General features: G+C 66.7%; 15 protein-coding genes. 5 read left to right on the top strand and 10 right to left on the bottom strand.

Annotated features, from left to right (window positions below):
• Positions 1-141: 141 nt before the first annotated feature.
• The 4 genes from OIM94_RS02165 to OIM94_RS02150 all read right to left on the bottom strand — a co-directional run bounded on the left by OIM94_RS02165 (position 142) and on the right by OIM94_RS02150 (position 6260).
• On the bottom strand, positions 142-1440 hold the full coding sequence (locus tag OIM94_RS02165) for an MFS transporter (protein ID WP_264608495.1): 1299 nt from the start codon (positions 1438-1440) through the stop codon (positions 142-144).
• A 223-nt stretch (positions 1441-1663) separates the two neighbouring features.
• Complete coding sequence (gene aroE, locus OIM94_RS02160; protein WP_264608494.1) at positions 1664-2497, bottom strand: shikimate dehydrogenase; 834 nt, start codon at positions 2495-2497, stop codon at positions 1664-1666.
• 52 nt (positions 2498-2549) lie between these two features.
• On the bottom strand, positions 2550-5483 hold the full coding sequence (locus OIM94_RS02155; RefSeq protein ID WP_264608493.1) for a TonB-dependent receptor domain-containing protein: 2934 nt from the start codon (positions 5481-5483) through the stop codon (positions 2550-2552).
• A gap of 84 nt (positions 5484-5567) precedes the next feature.
• Positions 5568-6260 carry a TetR/AcrR family transcriptional regulator gene (locus OIM94_RS02150; protein WP_264608492.1) on the bottom strand — a complete coding sequence of 231 codons (693 nt, stop codon included), beginning with the start codon at positions 6258-6260 and terminating at the stop codon, positions 5568-5570.
• 163 nt (positions 6261-6423) lie between these two features.
• Here OIM94_RS02150 and OIM94_RS02145 point away from each other — a divergent pair, with 163 nt between their 5' ends.
• The 4 genes from OIM94_RS02145 to OIM94_RS02130 are packed head-to-tail and all read left to right on the top strand — an operon-like array spanning position 6424 to position 11907.
• Entirely contained in the window at positions 6424-7401 is a 978-nt protein-coding gene (locus tag OIM94_RS02145; protein ID WP_264608491.1) for an alpha/beta hydrolase, read from the top strand.
• The gene (locus OIM94_RS02140) at positions 7398-8981 is read left to right on the top strand and encodes a carboxylesterase/lipase family protein (protein WP_264608490.1); all 1584 of its coding nucleotides are present in this window, start codon (positions 7398-7400) and stop codon (positions 8979-8981) included. Before OIM94_RS02145 ends, OIM94_RS02140 begins: the two co-directional genes overlap by 4 nt.
• Positions 8978-10048, top strand: coding sequence for a hypothetical protein (locus OIM94_RS02135; RefSeq protein WP_264608489.1), 1071 nt, complete (start codon positions 8978-8980; stop codon positions 10046-10048). Before OIM94_RS02140 ends, OIM94_RS02135 begins: the two co-directional genes overlap by 4 nt.
• Entirely contained in the window at positions 10045-11907 is a 1863-nt protein-coding gene (locus tag OIM94_RS02130; protein ID WP_264608488.1) for a bifunctional sugar phosphate isomerase/epimerase/4-hydroxyphenylpyruvate dioxygenase family protein, read from the top strand. The genes OIM94_RS02135 and OIM94_RS02130 overlap by 4 nt, the downstream gene beginning before the upstream one ends.
• 4 nt (positions 11908-11911) lie before the next feature.
• On the opposite strand, the gene OIM94_RS02125 is transcribed toward OIM94_RS02130, so the two are convergent.
• The 4 genes from OIM94_RS02125 to OIM94_RS02110 form a co-directional block, all read right to left on the bottom strand.
• Positions 11912-13201 (bottom strand): MFS transporter, encoded by a 1290-nt coding sequence (locus tag OIM94_RS02125; RefSeq protein ID WP_264608487.1) that lies wholly within the window; start codon positions 13199-13201, stop codon positions 11912-11914.
• A 221-nt stretch (positions 13202-13422) separates the two neighbouring features.
• Positions 13423-14379, bottom strand: a complete 957-nt coding sequence (locus tag OIM94_RS02120; RefSeq protein WP_264608486.1) for a glycerophosphodiester phosphodiesterase family protein — start codon at positions 14377-14379, stop codon at positions 13423-13425.
• 86 nt (positions 14380-14465) lie between these two features.
• Positions 14466-16958 (bottom strand): TonB-dependent receptor, encoded by a 2493-nt coding sequence (locus OIM94_RS02115; RefSeq protein WP_264608485.1) that lies wholly within the window; start codon positions 16956-16958, stop codon positions 14466-14468.
• Between the two features lie 82 nt (positions 16959-17040).
• On the bottom strand, positions 17041-18267 hold the full coding sequence (locus OIM94_RS02110) for an ROK family transcriptional regulator (protein WP_264608484.1): 1227 nt from the start codon (positions 18265-18267) through the stop codon (positions 17041-17043).
• On the opposite strand from OIM94_RS02110, the gene OIM94_RS02105 reads away from it, so the two are divergent.
• Entirely contained in the window at positions 18241-19530 is a 1290-nt protein-coding gene (locus OIM94_RS02105) for an MFS transporter (protein ID WP_264608483.1), read from the top strand. The two genes, OIM94_RS02110 and OIM94_RS02105, sit on opposite strands and share 27 nt — an antisense overlap.
• Before the next feature lie 129 nt (positions 19531-19659).
• Here OIM94_RS02105 and OIM94_RS02100 read toward each other — a convergent pair whose 3' ends face one another.
• Together OIM94_RS02100 and OIM94_RS02095 are read right to left on the bottom strand one after the other, a co-directional pair.
• The gene (locus tag OIM94_RS02100) at positions 19660-20247 is read right to left on the bottom strand and encodes a PEPxxWA-CTERM sorting domain-containing protein (RefSeq protein WP_264608482.1); all 588 of its coding nucleotides are present in this window, start codon (positions 20245-20247) and stop codon (positions 19660-19662) included.
• 563 nt (positions 20248-20810) lie between these two features.
• Positions 20811-21122 (bottom strand): ArsR/SmtB family transcription factor, encoded by a 312-nt coding sequence (locus OIM94_RS02095; protein ID WP_264608481.1) that lies wholly within the window; start codon positions 21120-21122, stop codon positions 20811-20813.
• Between the last annotated feature and the right edge of the window lie 68 nt (positions 21123-21190).

The following is a 21190-nucleotide window of genomic DNA, read 5'->3' as shown; positions in this document are numbered from 1 at the left end:
ATCAATTTGCCGAGCAAAGTCCAGTGGCTTTCGGTCTGCTTGCGCAAAAGAGGAGATATTGCGTAATTTTTCACCGGAAAGGCCTGCGTACCCGTCGATCTTGCACCACGCCTGGATGGGAGCACGCCTGGCGGTGCGCGTTCATGCCCGCTTCAAGCCGAGCAGCGCCAGCGCCGCGACGAGCGACCCGACCGCCATCACCGCTGCCACGGCCGGCAGCTGAAGGTTCAGCGAAAACAGGATGCCCGCAAGGATCGGACCCAAGGCCGCCCCGCCCCGGCCCACCCCGATCACAAAGCCCGTGCCGGAGCCTCGTGCATGGGTGGGGAAGCTCTGCGCAATCAGCGCATACATGCCGACCACGCCGGCATTGGTGCAGAAGCCCGCGATTCCGGCGATCCAGGCGAGGCCCGCCAGATCAGGCGCGCCCTGCCCGAACAGGGTCACCATCCCGGTAGCGGCCGCCAGGGCGACGACCAGCAGGTTGCGCAGCGGGATACGCCAGCTCAGCACGCTGAGCAGCACGGCGCCGCAAAGCCCGCCGACATTGGCCCAGACCAGCACGCCTGCCGCCTGCGACGCGGGATAGCCCATGTCCACGACGATCTTCGGCACCCATTTCAGGATGAAGTAGAAGGTCATGATGTGGCAGAAATAGGCGGTGGTGAGCAGGATCGTCGTCCGTGCCAGCGGAGCTGCGAACAGCTGGGCCAGCGGCACCTTGCGGCCGCTGGCGGCAACCGGCGGCAACGCGTCGAGCGAGGAGCGGCCCATGCGGGCCAGAAGCCGATTGGCGCGAACCAGCGCGCCGGCGGGCTGGCGGTGGAGCAGATAGCGGATCGACTCCGGCATCAGCCACCAGGCGAGCGGCAGGAACAGCGCGGTCATCCCGGCACCGAACAGGAACACATGCCGCCACGCGCCGCCTGCCAGCAGCGTCGCCGCGATCGAGCCGCCGACGATCGCGCCCACCGGATATCCCGACGCCATCAGCCCCACCGCAAGACTGCGCGTGCGGGCGTTGGCCAGTTCCGCCACCATCGCGTTGGTGCAGGCAAGCATCCCGCCGATGCCCAGGCCCGTGAAAAGCCGAAAGGCGGACAGCATCTCGACATTCGCCGCGAAGGTGGCTGCGAGCATGCCGGCCGCCATGATCGCGAGGCACAACAGGATTGCCGGGCGCCGGCCCGCGCGATCCGCGTAGGTGCCCAGCACCACCGAGCCCACGGCCATGCCGATCAGCTCCATCGACAGCACCAGCCCCAGTGCCGCGCGGTCGATCCCCCATTCCGCCGCGATACCGGGCGACGCGAAACTGATCGCCAGCACGTCAAATCCGTCGAGGGCATTGAGGAGCAGGCAGAGCAGGATACCAAGCATCTGGGTCCGGCCCAGCGGTGCCTCGTCCAGCGCGTCGAGCAGTGTCGCCGATTTCGTCATGCAGCCTCTCCGCAGGGCCCTTGCGGCCCCATTCTTGAACCGGCGGCGCACGCTGTCATCCTGCCGGCATTGTTATACAGCATAGCGTTTAACGTGATGCGGACAAGGCAGTCGACGCGGGGCGGCATCGGCGCGAGCAAGGCTGGTCTCGCGTCGCCGGTGCCGACGGGCGCCCTGCGTGTGGTGACAGGAAAGACCCTATCGCGGCGCTGTTGCAGGTGGTTCAGCCCAGGTCGAATGCGGCCGTCATGCGGGCGACGTCGGCGCGATGGCCGGTGATGATCTCGAACGCCTCGGCCGCCTGCCGGATCACCATGCCGGTGCCGTCCAGCACCGCGCAGCCAGCCGCACGCGCCTCGCGCAGCAACTGGGTTTCGCGCGGAAAATATACGATGTCGGCGACCCATTGCTTGGCCCGAAGGGCTGCCGTGTCGATCGGCGTGCCCGGCTTGGACGTCATGCCGATGGGCGTTGCGTTGACGATGCCGTCGACCGCGTCGATGCAGAGCTGCCCCGCCGCCACGGCCTCGACCGCAGCGTCGGGGAAGTGGTCCCGCAGGCGCAGCGCCAGGTCGCTTGCGCGAGCAAGGTCGACGTCCGCGAGCCGGAGGTGGCGAACGCCAAGCGAAAGCAGCGCATTCGCCACCGCTGCACCGGCACCGCCCGCGCCGACCTGCAGGACCCGGTCGAGCCGCGCCTCCGGCAGTCCGTTTCGCAGGCTTTCGCGGAACCCGATCATGTCGGTGTTGTGTCCGGTCAGCCGCCCGTCGCGGATCGCTACCGTGTTCACTGCCCCGACGATCCGCGCGCTTTCCGCGAGGTCGTCGAGCAGCGGCATAACCGCCTGCTTGAACGGGTAGGTCACGTTGAAGCCGTGATACCCCTCGTCCCGCAACCGGGCGAGTTGCGCGGCCAGCGCGGCATCCGGAAGCGCCAGGGCGTCGAAGTCGACCAGCGCGTAGCGCAGGGTCCGCCCTTGCGCCCGCGCTTCCTCCTCATGGAGCCAGGGCGATCGCGACGCCTGGATCGAACGGCCGATCAGCCCGGATTTCATCATCGCTCTCACTCTCGTACAACGGTCCGGGGGCGGCGTGACCCGCCCCCTTCGCTCAGAACCCAAACCGTACGCCCGCGTAGAAGGACCGGCCGATCGCGTCGTACAACGCCACGTCGGTTCCGTTCTGCGAGCTCGCAACGAAGGGCAGGCTCTTGTCGAACAGGTTGTTCACGCCCAGCCGGAACTCGAAGCCCTTGGCGGCCTTCACCGTCGCGAACGCATCCCAGGTCGCATAGGCGGCCACGCCGGCCTGCGCCGTGGCGGGCGTCAGCACCGAGCTGATGTCGCGCAGCTTGTCCTGGTAGCGCCAGCGCAGCCCGAAGCTGCCATGATCCGAGCGATAGCCGAACGACGTGAGCGAGCGCCATTCGGGCGTCGCGCGCGGCGGGACGCTGCTCGGCAGCGCGCCGCCGTTGCTGATGCCGGTATAGTTGAGGAAGGACGCACCCGGCAGCAGCTGGACCTTGTAGTTGCGGGTCCAGTCGACGCCGACATTGGCGAACAACCGCGCCGACGCGCCCAGGAAGGCTGCGGGCACGCTCCAGTTCACCTGGAATTCCACCCCGTCGGTGCGCAGGCCGCCAATGTTCAGATACGGGGTGTTGACCGTGACGATCTGGCCCGTCGCATCGCGCTGGATCAGCCCGCAATAGGCATTGCCCGCATCGTAATTGGGGTTGGTCCCGTCGAGGTTGAAGCACTTGGACAGCACCGTCAGCCCCGGCACCGTCGAGATGACGTTGGATACCTTGATGTTGTAATAGTCGACCGAAACCGTGAGGTCGCCGATCAAACCGGAGCGCGGCGTGTTGAACACGAAGCCGAGATTATAGGTATCCGCCTTTTCCGGGGTGAGCCCCTTGTTACCTGCGATGGTCTGGCCAGTCGCGGTGGTCGGGAAGGTATAGGACGCGATCGCCGCTGCCGGCACGCCCTGGGCGACGCAAAGCGCCGAGACTCGCGCGCCATTGGCGCCGGTCCGCGCGGTCGAACGCACGTCGCACGGATCGCCGAGCGAGCCCGGCGGGGTGCCGATCACCAGCTGCGTGCCGGAGGCGGGCGTGAACAGCTCGCCGATATTGGGGGCACGCACGGCGCGCTGGTAGCTGCCGCGGATGAGCAGCGGCTTGATCGGCCGCCAGCGCAGATCGCCCTCATAGCTGGTCACGCTGCCGGTAACCGAATAGTCCGAGAAGCGGATCGCCCCGCCAACCCCGAGTTCCTGGAAGAAGGGCCGATCGGCAAGCAGCGGCACGTCCACCTGTGCGGCGAATTCCTTGACCGAGATCCGCCCGTTGGCGCCGGCGGAAGCGATCACGGATTCGATGTTCTGCGCAGCAAGGTCGCTGTCCGGCGTGTAGCTATAGGTGTTGCGGCGATAGCTGCCCACGAACGCTACCTGCGCCGGGCCGGCGCCGAGATCGAACAACTTGCCGTTCACCTGCAGCTGCGCCTGCGTCTGCGACAGGTCCTCCTGCGAAAAGGCCGTCTTGGTGATGTAGGCGCGGCAGGCGGCAGACAGCCCGCGCGCATTCGCATCGCCGAAGATGTTCAGCCCGCCCGCGCAGGTCGAGGCGCCGCCGTCGGACGCGTTGAGCAGTGTCTGCACGCGGCTCTTCAGCACCGCATTGTTGATCTTCTGGTCGTGGAGCGACTGGTCGTAGGAGACGAACGCGTCGAAGCTCCAGCCTGCCGCGATGTCGCCGCGCAGCCCCGCCATATATTGCTGGATGGAATAGTCTTCGTCGAAGCTCTTGTAGGGCACGCCAACGTAGCGGCCGTTCCAGGTGAAGGGCGCCGCCGCGTTCGGCCGCGAGGCCAGGATCGTCCGCAGCGCCGCCGGGATGAACGGGTTGCTCACCGGAACGGTGGTGAGCCCGCCGAACTGGGTGAGGCTGCCGCCGCTTGCGGTATGGACCTTGAGGTCGACATACATGAACTGGCCATAGGCGGTCAGGCCCGGCCGCACTTCGTAATCTGCCTTCAGGAACGCGGTCTTGCGGTTCATCGCGTTCTGGAAGTCGATCTGCTGGCCCACCGGCATGCGGACATTGTTGCCGACGATCAGATAGCCCTGATTGCTGGTCGGACCGCGATAATTGACCGCGCCGGTCTGCACGAAGAGCGTGCCGTCATTGTTGAAGCCCAGGTTCAGCAACGGGTTGATCGTGCTGGTGATGCCATAGCCCGCAAACACGCCGTTCACCGCGGCCGCACTCGGCGCGTTGGTCGCGCTGGGCACGAAGGTGCCGGTGCCGATGAACGACGACGGCGTCTTGTCGTTGAAGAAGCTGCGGCTGCTGCCGTTGACCGGATCGGTCTTGGCATAGCTGAAGGCGGCGACGACATGGCCGCGATCGTCGGCGAAGTTGCTGCCGAACGCGATCGAACCGTTGAAGCGATAGGAATCGCCGCGCTCCGAAATGCCGTTCTGCAGATCGACGCGCACGCCTTGCAGGCTGCGTACCGTCTTGAAGTTGACCACGCCCGAAATCGCGTCCGAACCATAGACTGCCGATGCACCGCCGGTGATCACGTCCACGCCTTCGAGGATCGCGTCGGGCAGGATGTTGATGTCGACATTGCCGTTGACGTCCGACACCGGCAGACGCCGCCCGTCGAGCAGCACGAGGTTTCGGTTCGAGCCGAGACCATGCAGGTTGACGGTCGAGCGGCCGCCCTGCCCCTGGCCGCCGGTGCTGCCGTTGCCCGAAACGGTGAAGCTCGGGATCTGGTTGAGCGCGTCCACCACGTTCACCGTGCCGGTCTGCTTCAGCGCTTCGGTGCTGACCGACGTGATCGGGCTAGCGGAACTGTCGTTGGGGCGGCGGATCAGCGATCCGGTGACGATGATCTCCGCGGCCTGCTGATCGCTCACCGCCGGCGGCGCAGCTGCCGTATCCTGCGCGGCGGCGGGAAGTGCCGCCGTGCCCAATGCCAACATGGATGCAGTCAGCGCGAACCGCGCGCGCGCATTGCCCTTCATAGCCTCTCTCCCGATGCGCTGGACTTCTCGCCGGCGTCGGGAGCGATTTAGTGTTACGAACTCGTTCCTGTCAAATAAATTAGATCACTCCGAGGCAGGGCCGGGGGCGACGACCCAGGCGAGGAGGATGTCACCCACTTGCCGCGCCCGCCGCTCGATCGCCTCTGGGCTGTGCATGTCCACGCCGAAATTATGCGCGAAGGTGAACTGGTTGGAGACGTTGTAGAAGGCGAGCGCGGTCATGTTCATGTGCAGGTCGACCGGATCGATGCCCGGGCGGAACGCACCCTCCGCTTCGCCCCGCGCGAGGATCCGAGCGAGCAGGTCGATCACCCGGCGATTGTTCGCCGGAAGACCCTCGATCTGCTTCAGATGCTCGGCACGATGGATGTTCTCGTTCATCACCAGGCGCACCAGCTCGGGATGCTGCGAATGGTAGCGCACGTCGTGTTCGACGAGCCGGCGCAGCGCATCGGCGGCGCTGCCGCTGTCGATGTCCACCTCGCGCTCGCTGGCGCGCACCCGCCGATAGGCGCGCTCCAGCACCGCGCGATAGAGCTCGTCCTTGCTCCCGAAATAGTAATAGATCTTTCGCTTGGTGGCGCGGCCGGCGATCTCGTCGATGCGGGCGCCGGCCAGCCCCTTTTCCACGAATTCCTCGGTGGCGATGTCGAGAATGGCGTTGATCGCCTCTTCGCGCGCCTGGGCACGGGTGCGCGGTGCGCGCGCGCCCTCGGTTTCGGGCAGGGCGTCGGCTGCGGTTTCTGCGTCGGACATGCCGTTTTCCTATCCCGCGCAGTGCTGGACGCAACGACAATCGGTCATAGAGCCCGAAATTAGTGGTACGAACTTGTTCCTCTTTTTTCTTGCCGTAGATCGGCAAGCTGGTAAGCCTTGATCCCAAAGCGGCCGAAGCCGCACGGCATGAGGGAGAGGTTGGATGACGAAAACCATCGCGCGCATTGCGCTCCTGCTGTCGGCGGTGGCCGGGGGCGGCACGGTGCACGCCCAGACGCGCAGCTTCCCCGTGGCGCCCGCGCCGGTGCTGGAAGACAGGTTTCCGGTTGTCCCTGTCGCCTTTCCGGGCGGCGTGAAAGCCTATCGCGACATCGTCTACCAGACCCTGCCCGGCTATCGGCCGCAGATCGTTGACGTCTATGTGCCCGCAACGCCGGGCCCGCATCCGCTGGTGCTCTACATCCATGGCGGCGGCTGGATGGCCGGCCACACCCGCCACTCCGGCGCACTGGCCGATTTCCCGGCCGTCCTCGCATCCTTCGCGGCGGAGGGCTTTACCGTCGCCAGCCTCGAATATCGTCTGTCCGGCGAGGCCAAGTTCCCCGCGCAGCTGCAGGATGCCAATGCCGCGATCCGGTTCCTGCGCGCGCATGCCGGTGACTATGGAATCGATCCCGCGCGCGTCGGCGTCTGGGGCGGATCGGCGGGCGGGCATATCACCGCGATGACCGCGCTCACCTGCCGCGACACGAACCTGGATCCGGCCGCGGGCACGGATGGCTGCGTGCAGGCGGCCGTCACCTGGTACGGCGCGTTCGACTTCACCAGCCTGGCCAACAACAATGACGGCAATGCCGCCGGTCGCCGGCTGCTCGGCTGCGAGGCCGCCTGCCCCGAGGATCGGCTCCGCGCCGCCAGCCCGGTCACCTATATCGACCCCAAGGATCCGCCCTTCCTGCTGATCCACGGCGAGGAGGACAAGACCGTGCCCATCGCCCAGTCGCGCCTCGCCGAAGCTGCCCTGCGCCGCGCCGGCGTGCCGGTGGAGACGATCTACATTCCGGGTGTCGACCACAGCTTCATCGGCGCCACCCCCGACGCGACGCGCGAGGCCACGCTCAAGGCGACCAACGCGACGTTCGACTTCTTCCACAAGGTGCTGGGAGTGCCCCGCAAATGACCCTCCGGCGCAGCGCTGCCGCCGCGGCGGCAATGGTGCTGCTGAGCGGCCAGCAGGCGACGCCTGCCCCGCCATCGACGAGGGTTGAGCAAGGCCGCATCGAAGGCGTGGCCCTGCCCTCCGGCGTCGATGCCTTTCTCGGCGTGCCCTTTGCCGCCCCGCCGGTGCGCGAGCTGCGCTGGAAAGCGCCCCAGCCGCGTGCGGCATGGACGGGCGTCTTCCACGCCGATCGCTTCGCCCCAGAATGCCTGCAGCCGCTGCGCGGATCACGGCAGAACCACTATTTTGGCGAAGAGGCGACCAGCGAGGACTGTCTCTACCTCAACATCTGGAAACCCCGTGCGGCCCGCAAGGCGCCGGTGCTGGTGTGGATCTATGGCGGCGGGTTCAACATCGGTTCGGCCAGCATGGCGAACTATTCGGGCGAGCCGCTGGCGCGGGACGGCGTGGTCCGCGTCAACATCGCCTATCGCGTGGGGCCACTGGGCTTCCTTGCCCACCCGGAGCTCAGCCGCGAATCCGGCTATGGCGGATCGGGCAATTATGGGCTGATGGACCAGATCGCGGCGCTGCACTGGATCCGCCGCAACATCGCCAGCTTCGGCGGCGACCCCGATAATGTCACGATCATCGGCCAGTCGGCGGGATCCATGTCCGTGTCGCTGCTCCAGCAGAGCCCGCTCGCGCGGGGTCTGTTCCGGCGGGCGGTGGGGATGAGCGGCAGCAGCTTCGGCGGCATGCTGGGCCCGGCGCCGCTTGCCATGGCCGAACAGCAGGGCGCGGCGCTGGCGAAGGATCTCGGCGCCGCCACGCTGGCGGAGCTGCGCGCGCTGCCCGGCGACAAGATCGCCGCCGCGCAAAGCCCGCGCGCGCCGATCGTGCTCGACGGACATGTCCTTACCGGCACCGCGGAAGCCGTGTTCGCCGCGCACCGACAGTCCGATGTGCCCGTGCTAATCGGCTATACCCGGGACGAGAGCTTCCGCCCCTTCGGCCCGCTCGCCGACCGCGCCGCGCTTGCGAGCGCCCTGCGCAGCCGCGTCGGCGACAAGGCGGAGGCAGTCCTTGCCGCCTATCCCGGCGAGGATGTCGCCCGCATCGCCGCCGACATCGCCCGCGATTCGACGGTCGGCATGCAGATGGCGGACTGGGCACGCTACCAGCTGCGCTACGGCACGCAGCCGGTCTATGGCTATCTGTTCACCCGCCGCCATCCCTATGCGCCAGGCATCACCTTCAGCGACCACGATCCCGCGACGGTCGGCGCCTATCATACCGGCGACGTGCCCTATTGGCTGCGCACCCGCGACTCGCTCAACCTGTTCCGGACCACGCGGAATTGGGAGCCGGGCGACGTGGCGCTGGAGCGTGACATGGCGGAAGCGCTGCTCGCCTTCGCGCGGACCGGCACGCCCGTCAGCCCCTCGATCGGCCGCTGGCCGGCGGCGAGCCGCGATGCGCCCCGGCTCGTGCGACTGGCACCGAACAGCGCGATCATTCCCTGGCCGCACTTTGCCGACATGGCGCTGTTCGCAGGGGCTGCCGCCTCCGCCGAGCCTCGAGCGAGACCGCGCGATTGAGCCTGCTGTTCGCCTTGGCCGGCATGCTGGCACCGGTCCAAAGCGCCGCACCTGCCTGCACGCCCGATCCGCCGCTCGCCTATGTTTGCGGCGCCGAAAAGCCGGAGGATGTGCTGGTGCTGCCGGGCACGCCCTGGCTGATCGCGAGCGGCTTCTCGCCCGGCGCGGGACTGAAGCTGATCGATCGCCGCGACCGGCGGCTGATCCGCTGGTTCACCGGCGTGCCCGACCAGATACGGCCCGATCCGGCGCTGACGCGTTCCTGTCCGGGCGTGCTGGACCCGGCCCTGTTCAACGCACGCGGGCTCTCCCTGCGTCAACTGGACGAACGGAACTGGCGTCTTCTCGTCGTCAATCATGGCGGCCGAGAATCGATCGAACAGTTCGACATCGTCGTCGGGGAAGGTTCGCCCTCGATCATCTGGCGCGGCTGCCAGCCCATGCCGGCGGGACAGGTTGCGAACAGCGTCGCCAGCTTCGCCGACGGCACCATCCTTGCGACCGTCCTCACCCGCCCGGGTACCAGCATCGCCGATTTCGTCCAGGGTCGGGTGACCGGCGGCGTCTGGCAGCTCGGTCCGGGGGCCGAGACGTTTACCCTGCTGCCGGGCACCGAACTCCCCGGGAATAACGGCCTGGAAGTCGATCCCGACCAGCGTCGCTTCTACGTGATCGCATTCGGCTGGCACGCGGTGGTCATCTATGATCGCGCCGACACCCGCCTACCGCTCGCCCGCGTCGACGCGCCGGACTTCATGCCGGACAATATCCATTGGACCGATGGCCGGCTCCTGCTCGCCGGCATGCGCCTCGACGAGCCTGTCTGTGGCGGACTTCGGCGGATCGCCAACGGCATCGCCGATCCGATGCGCTGCCATCGCGGCTGGGTCGTCGGTGAACTCGATCTTGCCCATCATCGCGTCTCGACCGTCGCCTACGGCCTGCCCGCCCCCGGCTTCAACGGGCTCTCGGCGGCGGCGCTCGTGGACGGCGAATTGTGGCTCGGCTCGTTCCAATCCGATCGGCTGGCGGTCGTCCCGCTGCCGCACCCGAAGGAAACACCATGACTGCGCTGAACGCGATCGCCACCGTCTCGCTGAGCGGCACGCTGGAGGACAAGCTGCGCGCCGCCGCCACCGCCGGCTTCCGCGCGGTGGAGATTTTCGACACCGATTTCGTCGCTTCCGCACTGTCGGCCGTGGCGGTCCGCGCCCTGCTCGACGAGCTCGGCCTTGCCTGCGTGCTCTACCAGCCGCTGCGCGACGTGGAAGGCATGCCCGAACCGCATCGCGCGCGTGCGCTTGCCCGTGCCCGGCAGAAGTTCGAGGTGATGCGCACGCTCGGCTGCGACCGGCTGCTGCTCTGCTCCAACACCTCGCCGCTCGCCTGCGGGGACCGCGCGCAGATCATCACCGACCTGCGCGCGGTTGCCGATATCGCCGCCGAATATGGCATCCTGATCGGCTATGAAGCGCTCGCCTGGGGCCGGCATGTCCAGGATCATCGGCAGGTCTGGGAGATCGTGCAGGCAGCCGACCACCCGAACCTCGGCATTCTGCTCGACAGCTTCCACTCGCTTGCCCGGAATATCCCGAGCGAATCGATCCGGGAGATCGACCCCGCCAAACTCGTCTTCGTCCAGCTCGCCGACGCGCCGCGCATGGACATGGACTATCTCTACTGGAGCCGGCACTTCCGCAACCTGCCCGGCCAGGGTGGGCTGGACCTAACCGGCTATGTCGCCGAGATCCTGCGGACCGGCTATCAGGGGCCGCTGAGCCTGGAGATCTTCAACGATCGCTTCCGCGCCAGCTCGGCCGAAATGGTCGCGCGCGATGGCCTGCGCGCGCTCGACGCGCTGCGCGACGCCGCCGCGCGCAAGCTGGGGCGCGAGACCGACATGCCCGCGCGCGCGATCATCGACCGCGTCGAATTCGTCGAGTTCGCCGTCGCCGAGAAGGACCGCGCCGAGCTGAGCGCGATGCTGCACGGCGCCGGCTTCGATCGGATCGGCCGTCATCGCAGCAAGGCGGTGGAACTGTGGCGCGCCGGCGCGGCGAGCTTCGTCCTCAATTTCGAGGAGCAAGGCTTTGCGGCCGCCTATCGCACGATGCACGGCACGGCGATCTGCGCGATCGGGCTGGTGGTGAAGGACGGCCCGGCGGCGATGGCCCGCGCCCGCGCGCTCGGCGTGCCGCAGCATGCCAGCGACCTGCCCGCGATGCCGGCGCTGCGCGGCGTGGCCGGCAGCCTAGTCTATGTCGTCGATGCCGAGGCGATGGAGGCGATCTGGGCCGACGAATTTGTATTCGACGCCGCTCCCGCCCCGGCACGGGTCGACGTTCAGGCGATCGACCATCTGGCGGTGACCGTCTCCAACGACGAGTTCCTGTCCTGGCAACTCTATTGGCGATCGCTGTTCGACGTCGAGGTGCAGATGCCGCAGGACGTGATCGACCCCAACGGGCTGGTGCAGAGCCAGGCGATCCAGAACCGCAGCGGCAGCTTCCGCATCACGCTCAACAGCACCGATGCACGCGAGGCACTGTCGGCGCGGTTCCTGCACCAGTCTTTCGGCGCGGGCTTCCAGCACATCGCGCTGCGCGTGGTGGACCTCGCGGTGGCGGCGCCGCTGCTGGCCGAACGCGGGCTCGAACCGCTGCCGATCCCCGCCAATTACCATGATGACGTCGCCGCCCGCTTCGGCCTGACCGACGGCGAGGAAGCCGACGCCCGGCGCTATGGCATCCTCGTCGACGAAGAGGCGCCCGGCCGGCGCTACCGCCAGATCTACAGCCGCGCCTTCGCCCGAACCTTCTTCTTCGAATTCGTCGAGCGGCACGACTATGCCGGCTATGGCGCGCCCAATGCGACGATCCGACTGACGGCGCAGAACCGCTTCCGGCCTGCGCCGCCGCTGGACTGATGGATCAGTCGAGCACGATCCGGCGGACATCGCCGAGGATGAAGATGTAGGAAAAGGCGCCGAGCAGCGCGATGCCGCCGATAAAGGCGAGCGCGTAGAAGAAGCTGCCGGTTGCCGCGACGATGCCGCCCACCACCAGCGGGGTGACGATCCCGGCGAGGTTGGCGGCGAGGTTGAACACGCCCCCGGTCACCCCCAACATGCCCTCGGGCGCGAGATCGGATACCAGCGTCCAGCCGAGCGCCGCCATGCCCTGCGCGAAGAAGGCGAGGCTGAGGATCGCGATCACCAGCGTGTCGCTCTGCACGAAATTCGCCGCGACGATGCTCGAGGCGAGCAGCAGGCCCAGGATGATCGGCAGCTTGCGCGCGACATTGGGCGAGCGCCCCCGCGCCAGCATCCGGTCCGACCACCAGCCGCCGAACAGCACCCCCACCGACGCCGCGATGAACGGCGCGACCGCGAAGAAGCCGATCTTCAGCCAATCCATGTGCCGCTCATTGGCGAGATAGGTCGGGAACCAGGTGAGGAAGAAGACGAGCGTCGAGTTTCCGGCGAACTGGCCGAGGCAGATCCCCCACATCTGCCGCGTCTTGAGCAGTCGCCCGGCGGCGTTCCAGTCGAAGCGCTGGCGCGGCGGCTGGTCGAGCAAGGCGCCCCCCGCCACGATCGCGTCCAGTTCGGCCTGGTTGGCGCGGCTCTCGCGCGGCTCGCGATAGTGTTTCCACCAGATCAGCGCGAAGCCAAGCCCGATCGCACCCGCACCCACGAACAGCGATCGCCAGCCGAAATGCGCCATCGCGGCGAACAGCAGCGGGCTGAGAAAGGCGAGTCCGATATACTCGCCTACCGTATAGACGCCGGTCGCAAAGGCGCGCTCGTTGCGCGGGAACCAGGTCGCGACGACGCGGCTGTTTGCCGGGAAGCAGGGGCTCTCCGCCACGCCGAGCGCCAGCCGAAGCCCGATGAGCCCGGTGATGCCGGTGACGAACGCCTGGCACAGGGTGAAGAACGACCAGAAGCCCACGGACAGCGCATAGGTCAGCCGTGTCCCGAACCGGTCGAGAAACGCGCCTCCGGGCACTTGGGCCGCGGCATAGGACCAGCTGAAGGCCGAGAAGATCACCCCCATCAGCGCCGCGTTGATGCCGAGTTCGTGGGTGAGCATCGGTGCCGCTACTCCGAGAATGGTTCGATCGAGATAATTGATGAGGGTGCCGCAGGCGATCAGCCCCAGCATGGCATGGCGCACGCGCGTTGCCCGGACACCATTTTCTTGCTGGAACGAAGCCATAGCCGCTAGTTTCCTCTCCCTGCGCGCTCCTTTGCGGAGCGTCTTTTTCGTTATAGGGACTAGTTCGTACCAAAATCAACCGCGTTCGGAGGCGGGCGGTACGCCCCCACAAAGGTCGCACAATCTCGGCCGAAACGGCAAATCGCGTCCGTTGCTGCGGCAGATGGCCGCCCTGCTCGCTGCGACGCGCATCGGAGCGAGGACGACCATCGCCGTCCGGATCAGACTGCCTTGCAGCCATTCCCCGCGCTTGCCCGGTACCGCAGCAGGGCGGCTGGCTCGTCGGTCTGGAAGATCGAGACGCCCGCACGGCACAGCGCTCCCCACACCGCATCCGGATCGCGCAGTGCATCCATGTCGCTGAACCCGCCGCGCACGAATCCCTCGAACAAGGTATTGACCCATAGCCGTACGCTCGATGCCCGCGTGCGCGCGGCGATCGGGCCGAGCCGCTCGGCATCGAGATACGGCAGTTCAAAGGCGATCGGCCGTACCCGACCCGCCATCTGCGCCGCGACGATCGCCGGCACGTCGGCGCCGCTGCCGTCGCCGCTCACCGGGATTACCGCGAAGGGCACGCGGTCATAGGGGGCGATCGCGGCCAGCGGCAGCGATCCGGTGCCGGCAAACGTCTTGACGATCACGCCGTCGCGCAGGCCCGCCCGCTCCACTTCCGCCACCACTTCACCGTAGATCGCGTCCTTGACGTCGAGGTTGAGCAGGATGCGTCCCCGGGCATGGACGAGCATCTCGGCTAGCGTCGGCACCGTCTCGCCGGTCACCGGCTGGCCTGCACCGCCCAGGTCCTGGCGCAGATGCAACGCCTTGATCTGATCGAGGGTGAGATCGGCTACCTTGCCGTGACCGTCGGTCGTGCGATCCACCGTCTCGTCGTGGATCATCACCAGATGGCCGTCGCGGGTGCGGCGTACGTCGGTCTCCATCACCTCCACCCCCAACGCGACGCAATGATCGAGCGCCGCGAAGGAATTTTCCGGCGCGGCACCCAGCCGGCTCTGGGGTGCCGGGCGGTGGCAACCGCGATGGGCAACGATGATCAATCCCCCCTTGGGATCGCGCAGACGACGCGCCATCGCGGCGGCGTCATCGGCGGAGGCAGCCATCGGGGTGCCGGCTGCAACGAGCGCGGCGAGCAACAGGCAATTCAGCGATTTCATCGGATGATCCGTTGGACAAGAGTGAGCGGGGAGGCCGGCAGCGAGCCTCCCCGGAAAAGCGGTTCAGTCGGCGGCGAGCGCCCGCCTCACCATTTCTTGCTGACGATCAGCCGAACGTTGCGGCCAAACAGCGGCCGTCCGAAGATCGCGGTTGGGGTACCCTGCCCCGCCAGGCGATCGCCCGCCGTGTTGCCCTCGGTCAGGCCGTGCGCATTGGTGAGATTGTCCCCGGCGACCTGGAAGCGCCACGCGCCATGGTCCAGCACCGCGCCGAGGCCGAAATAGCCATATGCCGGCAGCGCGGTGTTGTTGAAAAAGTCGACATAGCGGCGCGTGATGTAATCATAACGGCCGTACAGGCTCAGCCGGTCCGCGCCGAGGCGGAAGTCCAGGGTAGGCCGCACGTTGAGATAGAGCTTGGGTTCGCGCAAGATCTGCTTGCCGTTGGCGCGGCTGCCGTCCGCGCCGGTATTGCTGCTAAAATTCAGATACTTCGGATCCTGGACGGTGACCGACCCGGCGAGCGAAAGGGGCCCGCCAAGCTGGATCTGGCCATCCGCCTCGACCCCCTTGTTCTCGGCCGTCCCGACGAAATTGACCGTCTGGTCACTGCGTCCGGTCTGCGGATTGAACGCGGTGAAGCTGGCGTTGAGCGGATCGAACTTGGTGTAGAACCCGGTGACGTACAGATAGGATCGGCCGAACGCCGCCTTGATCCCGGCTTCGTACAGCCGCGCCTTGGTGGGCGCGAGCGACGGTGTCGGGTAGGTCGTCGTCACCGATGCCGTTGCCGGGATCTCCAGCCGCGAGGCACGGGCATAGACCCCGAGATGACGGCTGAAATCGAAATTGGCACCGAGCGTCCAGTTGGTCGCCTGGAAGTTGAGCTTGCTCGTGCCCACTGCGCCGGTGAACGCGCGCGTGGCATCGTCGGCCAGCGTCGTCGGATCGCCGAGATTGGCGGCGGTGGTGATCTGGCCGAAACCGTCGTAGCGATACCATTCGTGGCGGATGCCGGCATCGATGCGCAGGCGATCGGTGACGTCCCAGGTATCGGCGCCGTACAGCGCAATCACCTTCGCGTCATAGCCACCGGCGTTGAGCGAGGCGGCATCGTTGAGCGATCCGCGATCGGTGACATAGCCCTTCACCGATCCGTCCGCCCCGTACGCGACCAGATCGAGCAGACGCGGCTGCGACCGGACCTCCATCAGATAGTTCTGATAGACCGCGAACGAGGTGAGGCCCCACAGCGCGGCGTAGCTGCCGACGCGGATGTCATGGCTGCCCAGGCCCGTCTCGAACTTGCGCGTAACGCTCAGGTCGCCCTGCCCCGAATAGAAATCGGCGCTGATCGAACGATATTGCGCCTGCACCACCAGCCCCGATGCGGTGGCGGGATCATAGGCAGTGGCGCCGCTGGTGCCGGCCAGCGCATAGCCCATCCGCGTGACGCCGCTGCCGAAGGCGGCCTGTGCGCGGGCCAGATAGCCGCTGGCGAAGCTGGCGCCGTCCGCCGGATTCGACGTCGAATAGAGCGCGTCGAAATCGTTGCGGCCATTGGTGTATCCCGCCTTGGCGGAGACGTGCCAGGCATCGAAATCGCCCTCGTAATCGAGCGCCACATTGCCGAAGCGCATGTGCCGGCCATTGGCGAGATCGCCGGTCCGGCTCTGGATCGCGCCCGCACCGTCGCGATACTTGATCGTCGCGGCGCGCAACGCCGGCGTGTTCAGGGTGCCGGTAAAGTAATCGATATAGTTGTTGAGACTGACAGACGTGTTGCGCGGATCCGCCGTCGGGATCGACAGATAGAAGAGATTGTGGTCGTTGGTATACTGGCCGGACAGTTTCAACGTGCCATTGTCGAGCTCGCGCAGGATATTGGCACGGATCTGGCCGCCCTTGTCGGAGGGAAAGCCATTGTCGCGGTAGCCGTCATTGTAGCGATAGAAACCGCCGATCGCGAAAGTGGTACGCTTGCCGAGGGGGCCGGACTGATAGCCCTCCAGTCGGTAGAGCCCGGTGGTACCGAGCGTCACCTGCGCCGCGCCATGCGGGGTCTGCTCGCCGGTCGCCGTGATGACGTTGACGATCGCCGCCGCACCCGAGGCGTAGATCGGTGCCGGGCCGCCGCGCACCACCTCGACGCGGTCGGTCATCAGGTCGAAGCGGTTCATGCCGTCGCCCTGGTTGAAGAAGAAGCCGTCCAGCTCGTGGTAGAGCGGCAGCCCGTCCTGCTGATAATAGAGATAGCCCCGATCGGTCGGGATCCCGCGCACGCGGGTGATGTTCTGCACCTCGCCGCCGGTCTGCTCGATATGGATGCCGGGCAACGCGCCGACCAGCTCGGTCATGCTCTTGGGCGCGAGCTTCAGCACGTCTTCCTGCGACAATGTGTTGACCGCATAGGAAACGTCGAAGCGCCGCTGCGCGCGCGCCGACCCGGTCACCACGATGTCCTGCGGCTGCTCGGTCGCCAGATCCGTCCCGCCGGGCTGGGTCTGTGCGTGCGTCGGCATCGCCGTCATGGAAAGAGCGGCAAGCGCAGCGCTTGCCAGCCAATATTGCTTCGTCATCTGGTTTCCCCGTTTTTGCCTGATGCGGGGCACGTGGCGCGGCTCCATGACTCTTTTATTTGCTTACATGAAAATAAATCTCTCAAGGCAGAGCGGCCGTCACCGCATGGATGGGCGCCATCGCGGCGCCGATCACCACCGCGCGGCTGCCAAGCGTAGAAGGCAACACCAGCGGAACCGGCGCCTGATACCCGTGGTGGCGAGGCGCGCTAAGCTCGGTGATCCGCGCGGACAGGCGCGCCAGAATGCTGTGCGGCAGCGCGCCGGAGACCACCACCGCCCCCGGATCGAGCCATACCGCGCCGCCGATCACCGCCTGCTCCAGCTGCACCGCGACCCGCTCGATCCATGTCGCGATCAGCGCAGCATGCGGCTCGAGCATGGCCTCCACTTCCGACAGGGAATCGATCACGACGCCTGCCTGGCGGAGCGTATCGATCAGATCGATGCCCGATGGACGCAGCATCTCGCCGGGGAACAGCTTGCCGATCTCGCCGGCATTGCCGTGATCGCCGCGGAACAGATCGCGTGCCGCAATCAGCCCGCCGCCGATCCCGTGTCCCAGGAAAAGGACGAGGATCGACCGGAAGCGATCGATGATGCCGGGCTGGTAATATTCGCCGAGCGCCGCCGCCGTCGCGTCGTTCTCGATCCAGATCGGCATGTCGAGCACGTCCCCCAGCGTTTCCGCCAACGGGATGTCGCTCCAGCCCGACAGGCGCCGCACCACGGCCCGGCGGTTGAGATCGCCGTCCAGCGCGTACCCGGGCACCGCGACGCCCAGGCCGAGAAAGCGCCCCCGCAGGAATCCGTGCTGCGCCACCAGTGCGCGCAGCCGCGCGTCCAGCGTCCGGGCGAAAACCCGGGGATCGGGATCGTCGAAGGGCTGCGTGTCATGGAGCAGCGGGGTGCCGCGGAAATCCAGCAGCACCAGTTCCAGCCAGCCGGGTTGCACGGTGGCCCCCACCGACCAGCCGCCACCGCCGGAAATGGTCAGCGGCACGGAAGGACGCCCCCGCACACCCTGTTCGAGCGGGGCGCCCTCCGCGATCAGGTCGAGCGCGACGAGTTGTTGCGTCACCCGTGTGATCGTCGCGCTATTCGTATCGAGGGCTGCGGCAAGATCGATGCGCGGCTGGGCACCGGCGATACGCAGATGGAGGAGCACGCGCTTCTGCAACTCGGTCAACAGCAATTGCGGGCGGGGAGCGGACGGCATGGCTGGCCGATATATTTGCATGATGTCAAAAAAACGAAAGCGTGGCGTGGTTAGCGCCGCCGCATGGCCCTCCCCACCCCCGTCGCGCATCCTGCACCAGTCCCGCTGGCCGTGCAGATCGGCTATGCCAGCGGCAATCTCGGCAAAAGCATCCTCTGGTCCAGTTTCGAGAGCTTCCTGCTATTCTACCTGGTCACGATCGCCGGCTTTTCGGCCTGGCTCGCCGGCGGCGTGCTGGCCGCGGCAATGATCTGGGACGGGCTTGCCGATCTCGGCGTGGCCTATCTGACCGACCGGCAAGGCAGGCCCGAAGCGCTGGCGCGTCTGGTGCTGGTGGGCGCGCCGCTCGGCGCATTCGGCTTCTGGCTGACCTTTGCACCCGCGACGGGCGGCGCCTGGCCCGAGGTGGTCGCCGCCATCCTGCTGTGCCGGCTGGGCTATACGTTGTGCGACATCGGCCACAACACGCTGCTCGTCCGCGTCGCCAACGGGCCCAAGGCGGCCTCGCTGGTCTCCGGGCTGCGGCTCATCTTCAGCGCGATGGGGGGCGCACTCGTCGGTCTGGCAGCGGCTAAGTTGCTCGGGATCCGCGATCCGGAAGCCCAGCGCGATGCCTTTGGGGGCTGCGCGGCCATTGCCGGTGCATGCTATCTCGTCACGCTGCTGATCGCGGTGGGTGCCAGTCGTCGCCTTCCGGGTCCGCCGCGCCCGACGCCCCAGGCCGACGGGGAGCGGCTGCTGCGATCGCTATGGCGTCGGCGGGAATATCGGCTGCTGCTTGCGCTGATCGCGTTGCAGGCCAGCCTGCTGCCGGCCTTCAACCGCGCCCTGCCCTTCTTCGGCACGGCGGTGAAGGGCGATCCCGCATGGTCCGGCTATGCGCTGGCGACCATCACCCTTGCCCAGTCGCTGTCGCTTCCACTCTGGATGCTGGCATCGCGGCGGCACGGCCCATCCCGCCTGCTCGCATCCGCGCATGTGCTGGCCGTACTCGCGATGGGCGTGTTGGCGGCACTTGCGATTTGGGGCGATGGCGGCGGCAGCGTCGTGGCGCTCGCGATGCTGGGGATGGCGCAGGCAGGCATGAACATGGCGATCTGGGCGCTGCTCGCGCTCAGCATCCAGTCCCAGGCCGCGTCGGGCACCAGATTGGAGGCCTTGCCCGTTGGGCTGTTCCTTGCCGTACTCAAATGCGCTGCCGGCCTCGGCAACACCGCAATCGCCGCGCTGGTCGGCGGGTTCAGCACGCTTCTCTACGTTGCCGCCGCCGCCATCGCGCTGCCCGTGCTGGGCTGTGTTGGGGTACTCGCCTTACTGCTGCTCAATCGAGACCGGGCACGCACCATTCTTTGACGATATACTGCTGCTGCGTGCGGGCGCTGCATGTCGCGCGCTTCATCGTACGCGCAGATTAGCGCTTCACATAAAGAAAAGGCGGCACCGTTGCCGGTGCCGCCCTTCCAAAAAGCCGTGTTCGACGCCTTAGGCGGCGACGACCTTGGCGCTGCGGCGACGACGCACCGCTGCACCGGCCATGCCGGCACCAGCGATCATCATGCCCCAGGTGGCCGGCTCAGGAACGCCCGCCGGCGGCGACGCCAGCGTGTAGCTGCCCGAAACGGACGAACCTGCGCCGCCCGTCTGGGTGAAGCTGAAGGTCAGCGACGCGGCGCCGGCGTCGAACGCGCTCAGCGAACCGGCCGGAACGAACGTGCCGAGCGTGTAGAAGGAAACGACGCTGCTGAAGCCGGTCGACGCGGTCACCGAGGTCACGGTGCCGGTGAAGCTGCCGAACGCGCTGCTGAGCGTGATCGGCGAACCGATCGATGCCGTGGCGGCGCTGACCGACGCGAGGGTGAACTGCGGAACGGCGGCGAAGTCACCGCTCGAGCCCGAGACCAGGCTCGTCGAGCTGGTGAAGGTGGTGCCCGAACCGATCGCCGGCGTCGAGCTGCTCACGCCGAACAGTGCGCCAGCGAGCGTGCCGACGATGGTAGCGGCCGAAGCGGCCGTGGGTGCTGCAACCGCGGCGGTGGCGGCGGCAAGCAGGGTGAGAACACGAGTGCGCATAAAAACCCCCAATAAGGTTAACCGCCGACGCAGGGTCGGCCCTGCCCTACTCCACGGAAATTGGTTGAGGGTCAATCACAATATCCAAGCAAACGAGGATAATTGCACCAGTTTCGGTAGCACCTGCCCCTTTTTAGGTCAGGTCGCTCGCATTTTCCCGGTAACGATGCTGAATCCACCGGATTTTCGCATGTCGAGGAGTCCTCGCCGCACAGGAACGATCGGGCGAAACGCCACCACATTCAGGAGGTTTCAAAGCATTTCACATTGAAACCGACAAGTATTCTAGCCCGAATTGGCCTCCACTGGCGAGAATTAGTCGGTTCGTCGAAACATTCACGGTTGGGAAGATACCTGTTGTGGTTAACAGGCGATCTGGAAAAGCCGTGGTCGCACGCAAAAACCCCTATGAGTCAACGACTAAGTTGTTTTCATTTCGTAACGACTATCGTAGCGCTGCATGCAGTTTTCGCCGCGATGCAGCAACTGGTTTGCGCCGCAGCGAAAAAGGGCATCAGGCGGCATTGCGATTCGGCCGGAGCCGGGCGTGCAACTGCCATCCATCAGGCTGGCCGGTTGGCAAGCACCGCGTCGAGGAGCCCCGGGAACCGGCGATCGAATTCGGATCGCCGCAGCGTATTGATCATCTCACGCCCAGCCTGCGTCGTCTCGATCAATCCCGCCGCGCGCAACAGCTTGAGGTGATTGGACAACGTGCTTTTCGGAATGGTTTCGCAGGGCGCGGCATCCGCGCAGCGCAGCCGCTCGGCCACCGCCAGGCGGGCAACCATCTCCAGCCGATTGGGATCGGCCAGCGCATGCAGCGCCAGGTCGAGCGGAACGTCTTCGAGCCTTGGATGGGTGAAGCGGGGCATGCTGACGCATATAGGGTATTGCCGACAATTTAATAGTTCGGGAATATTGAACCTTTAAGCGGGATTGC

This window comes from Sphingomonas sp. R1 (assembly GCF_025960285.1).
Classification (GTDB): Bacteria; Pseudomonadota; Alphaproteobacteria; order Sphingomonadales; family Sphingomonadaceae; genus Sphingomonas.
This window is presented reverse-complemented; position numbering and strand designations above follow the sequence as displayed.